The organism is Shinella sedimenti, from assembly GCF_022601905.1.
Taxonomy (GTDB): domain Bacteria; phylum Pseudomonadota; class Alphaproteobacteria; order Rhizobiales; family Rhizobiaceae; genus Shinella; species Shinella sedimenti.
On the sequence record NZ_JAKVIN010000003.1, the window covers coordinates 185,340 to 200,997 of the forward strand.

At 64.7% G+C, this 15,658-nt stretch carries 13 protein-coding genes and 1 pseudogene; 9 read left to right on the forward strand and 5 right to left on the reverse strand.

Translation table 11 applies throughout. The features are described 5' to 3' along the window. Positions 1-45 precede the first annotated feature (45 nt). From lptB to lptC, 3 genes are read right to left on the reverse strand one after another with little or no spacing between them, the layout of a single operon-like run. Positions 46-834: an LPS export ABC transporter ATP-binding protein gene (gene lptB, locus MKI86_RS08280; RefSeq protein ID WP_241600686.1), complete on the reverse strand. Its 789-nt coding sequence runs from the start codon at positions 832-834 to the stop codon at positions 46-48. A gap of 40 nt (positions 835-874) precedes the next feature. Then, positions 875-1,432: an LptA/OstA family protein gene (locus tag MKI86_RS08285; protein WP_241599741.1), complete on the reverse strand. Its 558-nt coding sequence runs from the start codon at positions 1,430-1,432 to the stop codon at positions 875-877. An 8-nt stretch (positions 1,433-1,440) separates the two neighbouring features. Beyond that, the gene (gene lptC, locus MKI86_RS08290; protein WP_241599743.1) at positions 1,441-2,109 is read right to left on the reverse strand and encodes an LPS export ABC transporter periplasmic protein LptC; all 669 of its coding nucleotides are present in this window, start codon (positions 2,107-2,109) and stop codon (positions 1,441-1,443) included. Positions 2,110-2,304: 195 nt separating this feature from the next. Here lptC and sppA point away from each other — a divergent pair, with 195 nt between their 5' ends. The 3 genes and pseudogenes from sppA (at position 2,305) to MKI86_RS08305 (ending at position 4,016) form a co-directional block, all read left to right on the forward strand. After that, positions 2,305-3,255 carry a signal peptide peptidase SppA gene (gene sppA / locus MKI86_RS08295; RefSeq protein ID WP_241599745.1) on the forward strand — a complete coding sequence of 317 codons (951 nt, stop codon included), beginning with the start codon at positions 2,305-2,307 and terminating at the stop codon, positions 3,253-3,255. 18 nt (positions 3,256-3,273) lie between these two features. Further along, a pseudogene (locus MKI86_RS08300) lies at positions 3,274-3,582 on the forward strand (integration host factor subunit beta); the annotation flags it as partial. Between the two features lie 89 nt (positions 3,583-3,671). Continuing rightward, complete coding sequence (locus MKI86_RS08305; protein WP_241599747.1) at positions 3,672-4,016, forward strand: DUF1049 domain-containing protein; 345 nt, start codon at positions 3,672-3,674, stop codon at positions 4,014-4,016. Between the two features lies 1 nt (position 4,017). Here MKI86_RS08305 and MKI86_RS08310 read toward each other — a convergent pair whose 3' ends face one another. Beyond that, positions 4,018-4,467 carry an SRPBCC family protein gene (locus MKI86_RS08310; protein ID WP_241599749.1) on the reverse strand — a complete coding sequence of 150 codons (450 nt, stop codon included), beginning with the start codon at positions 4,465-4,467 and terminating at the stop codon, positions 4,018-4,020. A gap of 134 nt (positions 4,468-4,601) precedes the next feature. Between MKI86_RS08310 and MKI86_RS08315 the strand changes: the two genes are divergently transcribed. From MKI86_RS08315 to olsB, 5 genes are all read left to right on the forward strand, one after another. After that, on the forward strand, positions 4,602-5,699 hold the full coding sequence (locus tag MKI86_RS08315) for a class I SAM-dependent methyltransferase (RefSeq protein ID WP_306424447.1): 1,098 nt from the start codon (positions 4,602-4,604) through the stop codon (positions 5,697-5,699). Then, the gene (locus tag MKI86_RS08320; RefSeq protein ID WP_241599751.1) at positions 5,696-6,550 is read left to right on the forward strand and encodes a TrmH family RNA methyltransferase; all 855 of its coding nucleotides are present in this window, start codon (positions 5,696-5,698) and stop codon (positions 6,548-6,550) included. The genes MKI86_RS08315 and MKI86_RS08320 overlap by 4 nt, the downstream gene beginning before the upstream one ends. Next, the gene (gene lspA / locus MKI86_RS08325) at positions 6,547-7,038 is read left to right on the forward strand and encodes a signal peptidase II (RefSeq protein ID WP_241599753.1); all 492 of its coding nucleotides are present in this window, start codon (positions 6,547-6,549) and stop codon (positions 7,036-7,038) included. Before MKI86_RS08320 ends, lspA begins: the two co-directional genes overlap by 4 nt. A gap of 55 nt (positions 7,039-7,093) precedes the next feature. Continuing rightward, on the forward strand, positions 7,094-9,370 hold the full coding sequence (locus MKI86_RS08330; RefSeq protein WP_241599756.1) for a hybrid sensor histidine kinase/response regulator: 2,277 nt from the start codon (positions 7,094-7,096) through the stop codon (positions 9,368-9,370). A gap of 103 nt (positions 9,371-9,473) precedes the next feature. Then, entirely contained in the window at positions 9,474-10,352 is an 879-nt protein-coding gene (olsB, locus tag MKI86_RS08335; protein WP_241599757.1) for a l-ornithine N(alpha)-acyltransferase, read from the forward strand. 74 nt (positions 10,353-10,426) lie between these two features. Here olsB and MKI86_RS08340 read toward each other — a convergent pair whose 3' ends face one another. Then, a complete protein-coding gene (locus MKI86_RS08340) occupies positions 10,427-12,712 on the reverse strand; it encodes an NADP-dependent malic enzyme (protein ID WP_241599760.1) in 2,286 nt (761 codons plus the stop codon). A gap of 115 nt (positions 12,713-12,827) precedes the next feature. On the opposite strand from MKI86_RS08340, the gene mutS reads away from it, so the two are divergent. Continuing rightward, complete coding sequence (mutS, locus tag MKI86_RS08345) at positions 12,828-15,566, forward strand: DNA mismatch repair protein MutS (RefSeq protein WP_241599762.1); 2,739 nt, start codon at positions 12,828-12,830, stop codon at positions 15,564-15,566. Positions 15,567-15,658: the final 92 nt, after the last annotated feature.

The window sequence follows — 15,658 nt, forward strand, 5'->3', positions numbered from 1 at the left end:
GGTCAAGTCGCAGCGGCGAACTTGGTGAACATCGCCGTTTCGGCCTCAGAGACTGAAGTTATCGCCGAGATAGAGACGGCGGACATCCGGATTGTTGACGATGTCGTTCGCCCGGCCGTGGGTCAGCACTTCGCCGGCATGGATGATATAGGCCCGGTCGATCAGGCCAAGCGTCTCGCGCACATTGTGGTCGGTGATGAGAACACCGATACCGCGTGACGTGAGATGGCGCACGAGCGCCTGGATGTCGGAGACCGAAATGGGGTCGACACCGGCAAAGGGCTCGTCGAGCAGCATGAAGGTCGGATCGGTGGCAAGCGCGCGGGCGATTTCCAGACGACGGCGCTCGCCGCCCGAAAGCGCCACGGCCGGCGACTTGCGCAGATGGGAAATCGAGAATTCCGCGAGCAGGCTGTCGAGCTTCGCCTCACGCCGCGCCTTGTCCTTGTCGTGCACTTCCAGAACGGCGCGGATGTTTTCTTCCACCGTCAGGCCGCGGAAGATCGACGCTTCCTGCGGCAGGTAGCCGACGCCGAGCCGCGCGCGGCGGTACATCGGCATGGTGGTCACCTCGTGGCCGTTGATCTCGATCGACCCTTCGTCGACTGGCACCAGCCCGGTGATCATGTAGAAACAGGTGGTCTTGCCCGCGCCGTTCGGCCCCAAAAGCCCGACCGCCTCGCCCCGTCGAACCACGAGCGACACGCCGTTGACGACGCGCCTGTCGCGATAGGTCTTGGTCAGCCCGCGCGCGATGAGGGTGCCCTCATAGCGTGCCAGATCCGCTGCGTGCGGAGCGTGATCCTGCGCAGCTTTTTTCGGAGCGCGCGTCAGACGGGAGAGCAGGGAAGAGGCCACTGGGTAAAACGCTATATCAGTTCGTTTGCTTGCGGGACTTGGGATCCAGCTGGATCATGACGCGGCCGCCGCAGGCATCGAGGGTGGCCTCGCCGGTGCGCATGGCAACGTTGAGCTGGCAGCCGACGAAGACGTTTTCGCCTTCGGACAGAACGACCTTCTTGCCCTTCAGCTGCATGGTCTCGTTGACCATGTTGAAGGTGCCGGTGTCGCCGGTCGCTTCCTGCTTGTCAGACTTGAGATAGACCTTGTCGAAGACGTCGATCTTCTCGATGTCGGCATTGCCACTGGCAACCGAGCCTTCGCCCGACTTGTAATAGACCACCATCCGGCCGGCCTGCATCGTGGTGGTGCCCTGTACGACCTTCACATTGCCGGTGAACTCGGCCTTGCGTTCCTGGTCGCGGATCTCGAGCTTATCGCTCTGGATCTGGATAGGCTCGTCGTTGGAGAGCTGCATGCCCGTCATCTTGCTCGTCTGCTGGGCGACCACGGGGGCGGCGGCAAACGCGAAGCCCGCGACAAGAACCAAAAGGCTGGTGGCCCGGACAGGGGCGGAGAGGGTGGCGAACATGGGGCTTCTTACTGTTCTTTGTTGCGGATGGCGGCCGGGTCGACATTGACGACGACCTTGCCCTCGAAGACGACGACCTTGCCTTTATCCGTCATTCGCAGCGACTGCGCAACAATGGATGCGCCGCTGGATTTGATCGAGACGGGCTTGTCCGTCGACATCGTGCCGCCGTTGATATCGAGCTGGGCGGACTGGAAGGCTGCATCGAGGCCTGTATTGAGATGGATGGTGAAGGGCGCGACCATGTCGAGCATGTTGCGGCCGCGGTCGTAGATGCCGTTCTGGGCGACGACCTCGGCGACCGTGGATTCGTTCATCGGCATTTTCGCGAGGATGTCGTGAAGCTCGATGACGTCGGGCTGCTTCATGTCCTGCAGCGCGCGTTCGGCCTTCATGGAATAGCTTATGCCGTCCTTGTTGCGGCCGGCGATAGCCGGATTGCGCATCACGATCTTGCCGTCTTCGATAGACGCACTCTCCACCTGGAGATCGGAAGGCAGATAGGTGCGCACGATGGAAACGACGGCGAAAACGGCGCCGATGAGGAGAGCGGCGACAGGCAGGGCGATCTTCAGCATGCGCACGCGCGAGGAATGCCGTGTCGCGAGGCGGTACGCCTCCACGGAATTGCCTGTGCTTTGCGCACCCGTCGGTGTGTCTGCCGCGCTGTTCAGCATCCTGCCTGCTTGAATTCGAGTATCGGCAAATCGGGTCGCCTTGGTAACGGCTCCCATATGGCGATTATTCCTGAACAAACAATGGATGCCAAGAAAGTTCGGCGACGAATTGCCATTTGCACGGCCAATGCCATATCGATAGGGCCTTCGGCAAGTCACCTGCGGGTTGGCTTCCATAGGGAATGAGGACAGGGAATGGATCACTCCGCCATCGCCGATCGCCGGCAGCTGCGTCGCAAACTCACCTTCTGGCGTGTCGTCGCCATCCTGATCGCGCTTGCCGCCATCCTCGCGACGGTCGCCTGGCGCTGGCCGGGCGCCGGAGCAGGCGACCATATCGCGCGCGTCGAGATTTCCGGTATCATCCAGGACGACAAGGACCTGCTGGAGCGCCTCGATCGCATCGCAAGCAACGACCGCGCGAAAGCCCTGGTGGTGACGATTTCCTCGCCGGGTGGCACGACCTATGGCGGCGAAGTCATCTTCAAGGCGTTGCGCAAGGTGGCGGAAAAGAAGCCGGTCGTCTCGGATGTGCGCACGCTTGCCGCCTCCGCCGGCTATATGATCGCGACCGCTGGCGATACGATCATCGCCGGCGAAAGCTCGATCACCGGCTCCATCGGCGTTATCTTCCAGTATCCGCAGTTGAAGGATCTCATGAACAAGATTGGTGTCTCCCTGGAGGAGATCAAGTCGGCGCCGCTGAAGGCCGAGCCGTCACCGTTCCATCCGGCCAGCGAAGAGGCAAAGACCATGATCCGCGCCATGGTGATGGACAGCTATGACTGGTTCGTCGATCTGGTCGCAGAGCGGCGCAAGCTGCCGCGTGCCGAGGTCCTGCGCCTTGCCGATGGCAGCATCTTCACCGGCCGGCAGGCGCTTGCCGCCAAGCTGGTGGATACGCTGGGCGGGCCGGAGGCGATCCGCGCCTATCTCACAGAGCGCAAGGTCTCGGCCGATCTTCCCGTTATCGACTATGCGCCGGCCAGCCGAACGGGCTTCCCGTTCCTCGGGTCGGGCGCGCTCGATTTCGTCCGTTCGCTTCTCGGCATGCCGCTCGACCTGCAGCCGACAATCGAAAAACTGGGTGGCCAGAAGTTGTTTCTTGACGGTCTTGTCTCCGTTTGGCAGGTTGACCATGATTGAAAAACAAGAGTTTTTGAGGGGGATACAGTGATCAAGTCCGAACTGGTTCAGATTGTCGCCGCTCGCAATCCACACCTCTACCATCGCGACGTCGAGAACATCGTCAATGCCGTGCTCGACGAGATCACCGATGCGCTTGCCGCCGGTAACCGGGTCGAGTTGCGCGGCTTCGGGGCCTTTTCGGTCAAGAACCGCCCCTCGCGATCCGGTCGCAACCCGCGCACCGGCGATGCGGTCTTCGTCGAAGAGAAGTGGGTTCCGTTCTTCAAGACCGGCAAGGAACTGCGTGAGCGCCTCAATCCCGGTCAGGCCGACCAGGACGATTGAGGCGATTCGCTAAAGGTTTCGCGGGGTTACGCGATGCCGCAGAATGGAAGCTGGGTGCTAGCCGCGCCTCGCGCCGGAAAGGTGACGTCATGGTCAAGAGAGTTGTCAACGTCCTCGTGCTGATCCCGATCGGCATCCTGCTGATCGTGCTGTCGGTCGCCAATCGCCAGCCCGTGACCCTGGCGCTCAATCCCTTCCGGCCGGAAGACAGCGTGCTGTCCGTCACCGCGCCCTTCTTCGTCTACCTGTTTCTCGCAACGATCCTCGGCCTTGTGCTGGGTGCCCTGATCACCTGGTTCACGCAGGGCAAGTACCGCAAGCGTGCACGCATCGAGGCCAACGAGGCGGTGAAGTGGCACAGCGAGGCCGAAAAGCACCGCACCCGTGCGGAAGCGATCGCCTCGCAGGCCGTTTTGCCGTCACCGGGAAAGTGATCTAAACCGCCCTGCCGTTCAGCCGCGCCTCGAGATCGGCAAAGAAGCGCATCGCCAGCTTTCTGGCCGAGGAACCGATGAGGCGCGAGCCGAACTGCGCGAGCTTTCCGCCGACCTTGGTGTGGATGTCATAGGCGAGAATCGTTCCGGCCCCATCTTCGATCAACCGCACATCTGCGCTGCCCCTGGCGAGGCCGGCAATGTTGCCTTTGCCTTCGCCTGCAATCGTATAGCTCTCGGGTGGGTTGAGGTTCGAAAGGGTGACTTCGCCGCTGAAGGTGGCCGAAACGACGCCGATCTTGAACTTCACGGTCAGGTCGAGCTCCGTCGGCGAGCGCCGGATGATCTCCTGACAGCCGGGAATGCAGGCCTTCAGCGTGTCGGGATCGTTGAGAGCGGCCCACACGGCATCGCGCGGGGCGGCTATGCGTTCCTCACCGGTCAGGTCCATCTTCGATTCTCCCTTGTGTGGTCTCAAGTTATCGTCATCGGAAAGCGCTTTGCCAAGTGGGGGAGGGATGGTATGGGAGCCGCTTGTTTTCCGGCGTTGCCGGCCAGTTTCCAACCGACGACGGACGATCCATCGTGAAGGACAGACACCGCCGGCCGAAAAGCGGCCCTGCCGCATCCGCCAAGCCGCACGGACCTGCGCGGGCGCAGACGCAGAAGGCCCCCGCCGTAAAGACAATCGCTGCGAAGCCCGCCGCGAAGAAGGAGCCGCGCCCGGCGCCGGATGCGCCCGCGCGCCCGCTGATGCGTCGTGACGGGGCAAAGCCTGCCGAGCGCGTACCGGTCATTCTCGAAACGGCGGGTTCGGATCAGTATCGCCTCATCGACAGCGGCGCCGGCGAGAAGCTGGAGCAGTACGGTCCCTATCGCATCGTGCGTCCGGAAGCCCAGGCGCTCTGGCAGCGAAGCCTGCCTGATGGCCTCTGGGAAAAGGCGGACTCCCTCTTCACCGGCGATACGGACGAGGACGGCATGGGGCGCTGGAAGTTCCCCAAGGAGGCTCTCGGCGAAACCTGGCCGATGCAGCTCCTCGGTGTCGATTTCCATGGCCGATTCACCGCCTTCCGTCACGTCGGCGTCTTCCCCGAACAGCTTGCCCACTGGAGCTGGATGAAGGAGAAGGTCGAGACGGCCGGCCGCCCGGTCAAGGTGCTGAACCTTTTCGGCTATACCGGCGTCGCGTCGCTGGTGGCCGCCGCTGCCGGGGCCGAAGTCACCCATGTCGATGCCTCCAAGAAGGCGATCGGCTGGGCGCGCGAGAACCAGGCGCTCGGCCGCATGGACAAGCTGCCGATCCGCTGGATCTGTGAAGACGCGATGAAGTTCATCCAGCGCGAGGAACGCCGCGGCAGCAAATACGACATCATCCTCACCGACCCGCCGAAATTCGGCCGCGGCCCCAATGGCGAGGTCTGGCATCTCTTCGACCATCTGCCGCTGATGCTCGATGTCTGCCGCGAAATCCTGTCGCCGAAGGCCATCGGCCTCGTGCTGACGGCCTATTCGATCCGCGCGAGCTTCTATTCAATCCATGAGCTGATGCGCGAGACGATGCGCGGCGCCGGCGGTACGGTGGAATCGGGCGAACTCGTCATTCGCGAGAGCGGTACGGACGGCAAGCAAGCCGGCCGCGCGCTCTCCACCTCCCTCTTCAGCCGATGGATCAGCCCATGAGCCACGATCACAAGGGAACGCGCCGCGTCGGGCAGGTCAAGGAGGTCACGAGCCTCGCCAACCCGATCGTCAAGGACATCAAGGCGCTGTCCGACAAGAAGCACCGCGACGAGACGAAAAGCTTCATGGCCGAAGGCCTCAAGCTCGTCATCGACGCGCTGGAGCTCGGCTTCGAGATCCGCACGCTGGTCTATGCCAAGAACGTCAAGGACAAGCCGCAGGTCGTGCAATGCGCGACGAAGACGGTGGCGCGCGGCGGGCTGGTGCTGGAGGTGAGCGAGAAGGTGCTCGCCTCGATCACGCGGCGCGACAATCCGCAGATGGTCGTCGGCATCTTCACCCAGCGCTGGACGAACCTGCGCGACCTCAAGCCCGGGAACGGCGAGACCTATGTCGCGCTCGACCGCGTGCGCGACCCCGGCAATCTCGGCACGATCATCCGCACGGCCGATGCGGCGGGCGCGAGCGGCGTCATCCTCGTGGGTGAAAGCACCGATCCGTTCTCGATGGAAACCGTGCGCGCCACGATGGGCTCGGTCTTTGCCGTGCCGCTGGTCAGGACCAGCGTTGCGGACTTTCTCGCCTGGAAGAAGGGCGCGGGCGTGAGCGTCGTCGCGACCCATCTTGCCGGCGCCGTCGATTATCGCACCATCGACTACAAGACGAAGCCCGTCGTGCTCCTGATGGGCAACGAGCAGTCCGGTCTGCCGGATACGCTGGCGAGCGAGGCGGATGCGCTTGCCCGCATTCCGCAGGCGGGTCTTGCGGATTCGCTCAACCTTGCCATCGCCACCGGCGTTATGCTCTTCGAGGCGCGCCGCCATCTGCTGACGCTGGACGACCGCGCATGACCAATCGCATTCCCCTCATGTCCCGGCCGGTACCGGTCATCATCGTCATCCTGCTGGCGCTGCTGCTCGATCAGGCGGTGAAATTCGCCGTCGAGATGTGGCTTCCCTTCCAGGAGGCGGTGCATGTCATGCCGATGCTGGCCCTCTACCGCACCTACAATTACGGCGTCGCCTTCTCGATGCTGTCGGGTCTGGAGGGCTGGCTGATCGTAACGCTGCGCCTCTTCGTCGTGGCCTTCGTCGCCTGGCTGTGGCGGCAGACTCCGAAGGAGCGCGGGTTTGCCCATGCCGGTTACGCCTTCATCATCGCGGGTGCGTTCGGCAATCTCATCGACCGGGCGCTTTTCGGCTACGTGATCGACTATATCCTCTTCTACACGGAGACGTGGTCCTTTGCGGTGTTCAATCTCGCCGACAGTTTCATCACCATCGGCGCGGGCCTGGTGATCCTCGACGAGCTGCTCCTGCTGCGCCGCAAGGATCGCTAAACTTTTAGCGACTTGCTGAAGCCGATTTGAACGGTCCGCGTGATAAGCGGATCCCATGAGCGAACCCGTAAAGCTACAGAGCCGGCTTCAGGCCGAATTTGCCGAGGCACCGTCCCGGTCGGCTCGTGGCCGACTGGATGGAGAGGCGACGCTCGAAGACGTAGCATCCGCCACCCCGGCACCCGCGTCGGATAACTATGCGACGATCCGAAACGTCATTGCCGCCATCGGCCTGCTTTGCGCCGCGCTGGTTCTGATCACCGGGATCGCATCGGGCTTCTATGTCGCAGCCGCCGGGCTCGGCCTTGCGGGCATCGCCGGTGCTGTCTTCCTTTTCCTATCCCGCCAACCGGCCGCCGGCATCGAGACGGTGCACGATCGCGGCTGGGAGCGCAGCGAGACTTCTGAAATCCTCTCGGCGATCCATGACGTGTTGGGCGATATCATCGTCACCCGCACACTTGATGGCCGTATCCTGCGGGCCAATGCCATTTTGGGCGAACTGACGGGCGTCGCCGATGTCGAAGGCCGCAAACTGGAAGCGCTCGGCCTTTCCTTCCGCTCGCAGGCAAGCGCGCATCGCTACGATGTCGACATGCAGGGCCCGGCGGGCATGCGCATCTATTCCTGGCACGATGTCACGGTGCGCGATCCCGCGTCCGGCGAACTGGTGGTGCAGTCCATCGCCCGCGACGTGACGGAGGAGCGCCGCGCCGAAGTCGAGCGCGAGAAAGCCCGCCAGCGCGCGGAGGCGGCAAGTGACGCCAAGTCACGCCTGCTCGCCACCGTCAGCCACGAAATCCGCACGCCGCTTTCAGGTATCCTCGGCATGTCACATCTGCTGGGACAGACCCGGCTCACGGCCGAGCAGAAGAATTACCTCGCCGGCATGCGCCAGTCCGGGCACGCGCTGGTGCAGCTCGTCGACGATCTGCTCGACTTCTCCAGCATCGAGGCCGGGCGCTTCCAGCTGCGGCCCTCCGAAGAGCCGGTGCGTCCGATGCTGGAAAGCGTCGTGGAGATGCTGTCGCCGCGCGCCCATGAAAAGGGCATCGAGATCGGCTCGTTCGTCTCCGCGGATGTGCCGGGCCTGCTTCTATATGACGCTTCGCGCCTGCGGCAGGTGCTCTACAATGTCGTCGGCAATGCCGTGAAATTCACCCATAGGGGCGGTGTCCTGCTGGAAACGGCGCTCGACGGCGATGCCATCCTTATCCGGGTGACGGATACGGGCCCCGGCATGCGGCCGGACGAGCAGGCCCGCATCTTCGAGGAGTTCGAACAGACGGGCAGCGCTGCCCAACGCAGCGGCGGCACCGGGCTGGGGCTTGCGATTTCCGCACGCATCCTTTCCGAGGCCGGCGGCGCCCTGACACTCGAAAGCACACCCGGCCGCGGAAGCATCTTCACCATCCGCATGCCGGTCGAGGCGCGGTCGCGCCCCTCCCGCGGCGCGCGCAAGAGCGTGCTGCATGGCAGCCTCGTCTTTCTGTTGGCGCCGGCAGGCCCGGCATCGGCGGCGCTGGTGCACACCATCGGCGCGCTCGGCGGTGCCTGTCACCTCGCCACGTCCGTCGAGGAAGCCAAAGATGTCGCGCGCCGCCTGGCCGAGCGAGGCGAGAGCCTCACCGATATCATCGTGGACAACCGCCTGGCCGGGGCGTTCCGCCGCGAGCTGGTCGACATGGCCTATTTCCGCGAGAGTGCGGCGCGCCGGATTTATCTCGTCAACCCCGAGGATCGCGGCAGCCGCGCCATCGGCAAGGCCGAAGGCTATGATTCCTGGCTGATTCGGCCGTTGCGTGAGCGTTCGCTCGTCGAGGTGCTGCGCGGGCGGATGAAGGGCATCGAGGTGCGCGATGCCATCAACGACAACCGCCCGATCCTGAAGGACCCGCCGCCGGTGGCGCCCGATCCGCGTCCGGCGGCATTTTCCGGCATCCGCATCCTTCTGGCAGAGGACGATCCGGTCAACGCCATGCTGGTGCGTTCTGTCCTGGAGCGCGCCGGCCATACGGTGCGCCACGTGCCGGATTATCCGGCTCTTGTCTCCGCGCTCGGCGGGGCGACGGATGCGGGGCCGTTTGCGCCTGACCTGATCGTCACCGATCTCGGCATGCCGGGTGGAGAGGCGCAGGAGATGATCGCGCGGATCGTGCGCTGCGATTACGGCAATGCCCGCCTTCCCGTGATGGTGCTGACGGCGGACAACCGCACGGGCCTCGCTGAGGAACTCCTTGCCATCGGCGCCGATGCGGTACTGGCCAAGCCCGCCGATCCCGCGCGTCTTCTGGGAGAAATCGCCCGGATCGCGCGGCGGGCGCGGGCCTGACGGGCGACGCCGGCGGCTTTGCCCTATCCAAGCCAGCTTTACGTCATTATCCTGTTGCAGAATCGTGATTAAAGTCGCGAAGCTTGTTAACGGGTAGACTTCCATGACGCTCGACCTCGCCCAGACCATCGCTCCCGCGGAGATCGCTCAGAAGCCCGCCCCGGCAACGGAACGGCCGGCGTCTGACGTGCTGGGCCGCATCGGCAATCTCGAAACCCGTCTGGCGCGCTCCGTCTCCGAGATCGATGCCGCGCAGGCCGTGCGCTACCGGGTCTTCGTCGAAGAGATGAGCGCCCAGCTTTCGCCCGATGCCGTGCGCCGCAAGCGCGATATCGACGCCTGGGATATGGTGTGCGATCACCTGCTCGTGCTCGATACTTCGATCGAGGGTGACGCCGAGGAACAGATCGTCGGCACCTATCGCCTGCTTCGGCAGGATGTGGCGGCGGTTTCCGGCGGCTTCTATTCGCAGTCAGAATTCGATGTCGATGCGCTGATTGCCCGCCATCCCGACAAGCGTTTCATGGAGCTCGGCCGCTCCTGCGTGCTGCCGGCCTATCGCACCAAGCGCACGGTCGAGCTGCTCTGGCAGGGTGCCTGGGCCTATTCGCTGAAGCATGGCGTGGACGTGATGTTCGGCTGCGCCTCCTTCCACGGCACGGTGCCGGAAGAGCACGCGCTGGCGCTCTCCTTCCTGCACCACAATGTGCAGGCCAAGGACGACTGGAGCGTTTCGGCCCGGCCGGAGCTTTTCCGCGTCATGGATCTGATGCCGGCGGAAGGCATCGATGCGCGCAAGGCGCTGGTGGCCATGCCGCCGCTTGTGAAGGGCTACCTGAGACTGGGTGCGACGATCGGCAGCGGCGCGGTCGTGGACCATGCCTTCAACACGACGGACGTGCTGATCGTTCTACCGATCGGCCAGATTTCGGGCCGCTATCTCAACTATTATGGCGCAGACGCCGGGCGTTTCGCGAGCTGAGAATGAGACAGTAGGCAACACAGGCCGCAGGGGTGTTTTCTTCCCCTGCTGCCTGCTGCCTGCTGCCTACTGCCTTAACCGCCCGAATTATACGCGGCCAGCGTCGCCATGTTGACGATGTCCGAATCCTTCGCACCCATCGAGACGATCTGCACCGACTTGTCGAGGCCGACCAGAAGCGGGCCGATGACGGTCGAGCCGCCGAGTTCCTGCAGCATCTTGGTCGAGATCGATGCCGAGTGGAACGCCGGCATTACCAGCACGTTGCCGGGGCCTGAGAGACGGCAGAACGGATACTGCTCCATAATGCGCGGATTGAGCGCGACATCGGCCGCCATTTCACCGTCATATTCGAAATCGACGCGCCGGCGGTCGAGGATCTTCACCGCCTCGCGCACCCGCTCGGAGCGTTCGCCCGACGGATGGCCGAAGGTGGAGTAGGCGAGCATCGCCACGCGCGGCTCGTAGCCGAGGCGGCGGGCAAGGCCGGCAGCCTCTTCTGCGATATCGGCCAGTTCCTCGGATGAGGGCATGTCGTGCACGGCCGTATCGGCCACCAGCACGGCGCGGCCGCGGCAAAGCGCCAGCGAGGCGCCGATGACGCGGTGGCCGGGCTTTGGGTCGATGCAGCGGCGCACGTCTTCCAGCGCTGTCGAATAGTTGCGGGTCAGGCCCGTCACCATCGCATCTGCATCGCCAAGCGCCACCATGCAGGCCGCGAAATGGTTGCGGTCGTTGTGGATCATGCGCTGTGCATCGCGGTAGAGGAAACCCTTCCGCTGGATGCGGGCATAGAGATAGTCGATATAGGCATCGTTGCGCGTCGAGATGCGGGCATTGAGCAGCTGGATGCCGGGCCGGTCGAGGTCGATGCCGGCGCGCTCGGCGATTTCCCGCATCCGGTCGTCGCGGCCGACGAGGATGGCAGTGCCGAGTTGCTGGTTGGCATAGGACACGGCGGCGCGCATCATCTGCTCTTCCTCGCCCTCGGCGAAGACGACACGTTTCGGCTGGCGGCGCACGCGGGCGTAGATCTGCTGCAGCGTCGAGGCGATCGGGTCGCGCCGCGCCTTCAGGTCACGCGCATAGGCGTCGAGGTCGGGAATGTCCTTGCGTGCGACGCCGGTTTCCATCGCGGCCTTGGCCACGGCGACGGGAATGGCGGAGATAAGGCGCGGATCGAAGGGCACGGGAATGATGTATTGTGCCCCGAAACGCGGACGCACGCCCTGATAGGCGGCGGCCACGTCATCGGGCACGTCTTCCTTCGCGAGGTTGGCGAGCGCCTCGGCGGCGGCGATCTTCATCGCATCGTTGATCGTCGAGGCCCGCACGTCGAGTGCGCCGCGGAAGATGTAGGGGAAGCCCAGAACATTGTTGACCTGGTTCGGATAATCCGAGCGCCCCGTCGCCACGATCGCGTCGTCGCGGATGCGCGCGACTTCCTCAGGCGTGATTTCCGGGTCGGGATTGGCCATGGCGAAGATGATCGGGCGCGGGGCCATGGAGCGGATCATCTCTTCGGAAAACGCCCCCTTGGCCGAGAGGCCGAACACCACGTCGGCGCCGGCCATCGCCTCGGCCAGCGAGCGGCGGTCGGTCTTGACCGCATGGGCGGATTTCCACTGGTTCATGCCCTCTTCGCGGCCCTGGTAGATCACGCCCTTGGTGTCGCAGAGGATGACGTTGTCGGGCGCGAAGCCCATCGCCTTGATGAGTTCGATACAGGCGATGGCGGCCGCACCCGCGCCGTTGCAGACGAGCTTCGTCGTCTTGAAGTCGCGGCCGGTCAACGCCAGCGCGTTGATGAGGCCGGCGGCGGCGATGATGGCGGTGCCGTGCTGGTCGTCGTGGAAGACTGGAATGTCCATCAGCTCGCGCAGGCGGCTCTCGATGATGAAACAGTCGGGCGCCTTGATGTCCTCGAGATTGATGCCGCCGAAGGAGGGGCCGAGATAGCGCACGCAGTTGATGAACTCGTCGACATTCTCCGTATCGACCTCGAGGTCGATGGAATCGACGTCGGCAAAGCGCTTGAAGAGCACCGACTTGCCTTCCATGACCGGCTTGGAGGCGAGCGCGCCGAGATTGCCGAGGCCGAGAATGGCCGTGCCGTTCGAGATGACGGCGACCATGTTGCCGCGCGTGGTGTAGTCGTAGGCGGTCGAGGGGTCTTCGGCGATGGCCTTCACGGGCACGGCGACGCCGGGCGAATAGGCGAGCGACAGGTCGCGCTGCGTCGCCATCGGCTTGGTCGGCGTGATCTCCAGCTTGCCCGGACGGCCGGACGAGTGGAAATCCAGTGCTTCGATGTCCGTGACGCTGGCCTTCTGGCGATCGGATTTGTCGGTTCCCGGCATGCTGTCCCCCTTCATACTCCTGTGGGCGATAGGCCCACACCTCCACGCAGGTGTTGTTTTCTATAGCGGCACATGGCTAGGGTGACACCTCTTTTTTAGGAAGAACTGACTCTCCGTGAACGACCAGATCGCACGACCGAACGATATCCTGTCGACGGCCGAACTCGCCTCCGACGAAAGCCGCGCATCGGCCACGCCGATGATGGAGCAGTTTATCGAGATCAAGGCGGCCAATCCGGACAGCATGCTGTTCTACCGCATGGGGGATTTCTACGAGCTGTTCTTCCAGGATGCCGTGGACGCTTCGCGCGCGCTCGGCATCACGCTGACGAAACGCGGCCAGCATATGGGCCTCGACATTCCCATGTGCGGCGTGCCGGTTCATGCGGCGGATGATTATCTGCAACGGCTCATCGCGCTCGGTTTCCGCGTCGCCGTCTGCGAGCAGGTCGAGGATCCCGCGGAGGCGAAGAAGCGCGGCTCGAAATCCGTTGTGCGCCGCGATGTCGTGCGCCTCGTCACACCGGGCACGCTGACCGAGGAAAAGCTGCTCTCGCCCTCGGACGCCAACTACCTGATGGCCGTCGCGCGCATTCGCGGCGGGGCGGAACCCTCCATGGCGCTCGCCTGGATCGATATCTCGACCGGCATCTTCCGCCTGTCGGAGACCGCGCAGGGCCAGCTTCTGGCCGATATCCTGCGCATCGATCCGCGCGAGCTGATTGTGCCGGACACCCTGTTCCACGATCCCGATTTCCGCCCAGTGCTCGATGTTCTCGGCCGCGTGGCCGTGCCGCAGCCGGCCGTGCTGTTCGACAGCGCCACGGCGGAAGGCCGAATCGCGCGCTATTTCGGCGTCTCCACCCTCGATGGTTTCGGGACGTTTTCGCGCGCCGAGATGGCTGCGGCCTCCGCCGCCGTCGCCTATGTCGAAAAGACCCAGATCGCCGAGCGCCCGCCGCTCGGCCGGCCGGAGCGCGAAAGCTCGGCCTCGACGCTTTTCATCGATCCCGCCACCCGCGCCAATCTCGAACTGGTCCGCACCCTGTCGGGCGAGCGCAGCGGCACGCTCCTGAAGGCGATCGATCGCACCGCCACGAGCGGCGGTGCGCGTCTTCTCGCCGAACGCCTGATGTCGCCCTTGACCGACCCCGAGGCCATCAACGCCCGGCTCGATTCGATTGCGACGCTCGCCGACCGGCCCTCCTTCTGCGAGGACCTGCGCCGCGCCCTCAAGCAGCTGCCCGACATGCCGCGCGCGCTTTCGCGCATCGCGCTCGGCCGTGGCGGTCCGCGCGACCTGGGCGCGATCCTCCAGGGGCTTTCCACCTCCGCCGAGATCGCCCGCCTGATGGCGTCCGAGGCGCTGGAGGGCGAGCTGGCCGCCGCGCGCGACGCGATCGCTACGCTGCCGATCGATCTGTCGCACCGCCTGGCCTTCATGCTGGCCGACGAGCTGCCGCTTCTGAAGCGCGACGGCGGCTTCATCCGCGAGGCGGCCGATGCCGAGCTGGACGAGATGCGGGCGCTGCGCGACCAGTCCCGCCGCGTCATTGCCGGCCTCCAGCTGGAATATGCCGAGGAGACGGGCGTCAAGTCGCTGAAGATCAAGCACAACAACGTGCTCGGCTACTTCATCGAGGTGTCGGCCGGGAACGCCGGGGCGCTGACCGACAGCGACGCGGCCAAGGCGCGTTTCATCCACCGGCAGACAATGGCCGGCGCCATGCGCTTCACCACGACGGTGCTTTCGGAGCTCGAAACCAAGATCGCCAATGCCGCCGACCGGGCGCTCGCCATCGAGCTTGCCGCCTTCGACGGCATGGTCGAGGCGGTGGTGGCGGAAGCCGAGGCGATCAAGGCGGCGGCGCGCGCGCTTGCCGTGGTGGATGTGTCCGTCGGGCTGGCGGCCCTGGCGGAAGAGCAGGCCTATTGCCGGCCGGTCGTGGATGGCTCGACCATGTTCGCCATCGTCGGCGGGCGGCATCCGGTCGTGGAACAGGCGCTGCGCCGCCAGCACGGCACCGCCTTCGTCGCCAATTCCTGCGATCTCTCGCCCCATGACGGCAAGGGCCACGGCGCGATCTGGCTGCTGACCGGTCCCAATATGGGCGGTAAGTCGACCTTCCTGCGCCAGAACGCGCTGATCGCCATCCTCGCGCAGATGGGGTCCTACGTGCCGGCCGAAAGCGCCCATATCGGCGTGGTGGACCGATTGTTCTCGCGCGTCGGCGCATCCGACGACCTTGCGCGCGGCCGGTCGACCTTCATGGTCGAGATGGTCGAGACGGCGGCGATCCTCAACCAGGCGACGGACCGCTCGCTCGTCATTCTCGACGAGATCGGCCGCGGCACCGCGACCTTCGACGGCCTGTCCATCGCCTGGGCCGCCGTCGAGCACCTGCACGAGGCCAATCGCTGCCGAGGGCTGTTCGCCACGCATTTCCACGAGCTGACGGTGCTGTCGGAGAAGCTCGCGCGCCTTTCCAACGCCACAATGCGCGTCAAGGAGTGGGACGGCGACGTGATCTTCCTGCACGAGGTGGGCCCGGGGGCTGCGGATCGCTCCTATGGCATTCAGGTGGCGCGTCTTGCCGGCCTGCCGGCCTCGGTCGTGGCGCGCGCCAAGGATGTGCTCGCAAAGCTCGAGGACGCGGACCGCAAGAACCCGGCAAGCCAGCTGATCGACGATCTGCCGCTGTTCCAGGTCGCGGTGCGCCGCGAGGAGGTGCAGCGCAGCTTTGCCCCGTCGAAGGTCGAGGAACTGGTGAAGGACCTCAACCCGGACGACATGACGCCGCGTGCGGCGCTGGATGCGCTTTATGCGCTGAAGAAAGAACTTGGCAACCGGTAACGGCTAGGGTGATTGTCCTCGCGTGCCGAAAGGGTCTATAGGCATGCGCACCGAACGGGCGATGGACGACAAGCGGGACGCAAGCCGGAATC

Bases quoted from the DNA above. Each gene is read 5' to 3' on its own strand.
- MKI86_RS08305 (WP_241599747.1), top strand. From the start codon at position 3,672: ATGGTCAAGAGAGTTGTCAACGTCCTCGTGCTGATCCCGATCGGCATC.
- sppA (WP_241599745.1), top strand. From the start codon at position 2,305: ATGGATCACTCCGCCATCGCCGATCGCCGGCAGCTGCGTCGCAAACTC.
- lspA (WP_241599753.1), top strand. From the start codon at position 6,547: ATGACCAATCGCATTCCCCTCATGTCCCGGCCGGTACCGGTCATCATC.
- MKI86_RS08285 (WP_241599741.1), bottom strand. From the start codon at position 1,432: ATGTTCGCCACCCTCTCCGCCCCTGTCCGGGCCACCAGCCTTTTGGTT.
- MKI86_RS08320 (WP_241599751.1), top strand. From the start codon at position 5,696: ATGAGCCACGATCACAAGGGAACGCGCCGCGTCGGGCAGGTCAAGGAG.
- lptC (WP_241599743.1), bottom strand. From the start codon at position 2,109: ATGCTGAACAGCGCGGCAGACACACCGACGGGTGCGCAAAGCACAGGC.
- olsB (WP_241599757.1), top strand. From the start codon at position 9,474: ATGACGCTCGACCTCGCCCAGACCATCGCTCCCGCGGAGATCGCTCAG.
- MKI86_RS08310 (WP_241599749.1), bottom strand. From the start codon at position 4,467: ATGGACCTGACCGGTGAGGAACGCATAGCCGCCCCGCGCGATGCCGTG.
- MKI86_RS08340 (WP_241599760.1), bottom strand. From the start codon at position 12,712: ATGCCGGGAACCGACAAATCCGATCGCCAGAAGGCCAGCGTCACGGAC.
- MKI86_RS08330 (WP_241599756.1), top strand. From the start codon at position 7,094: ATGAGCGAACCCGTAAAGCTACAGAGCCGGCTTCAGGCCGAATTTGCC.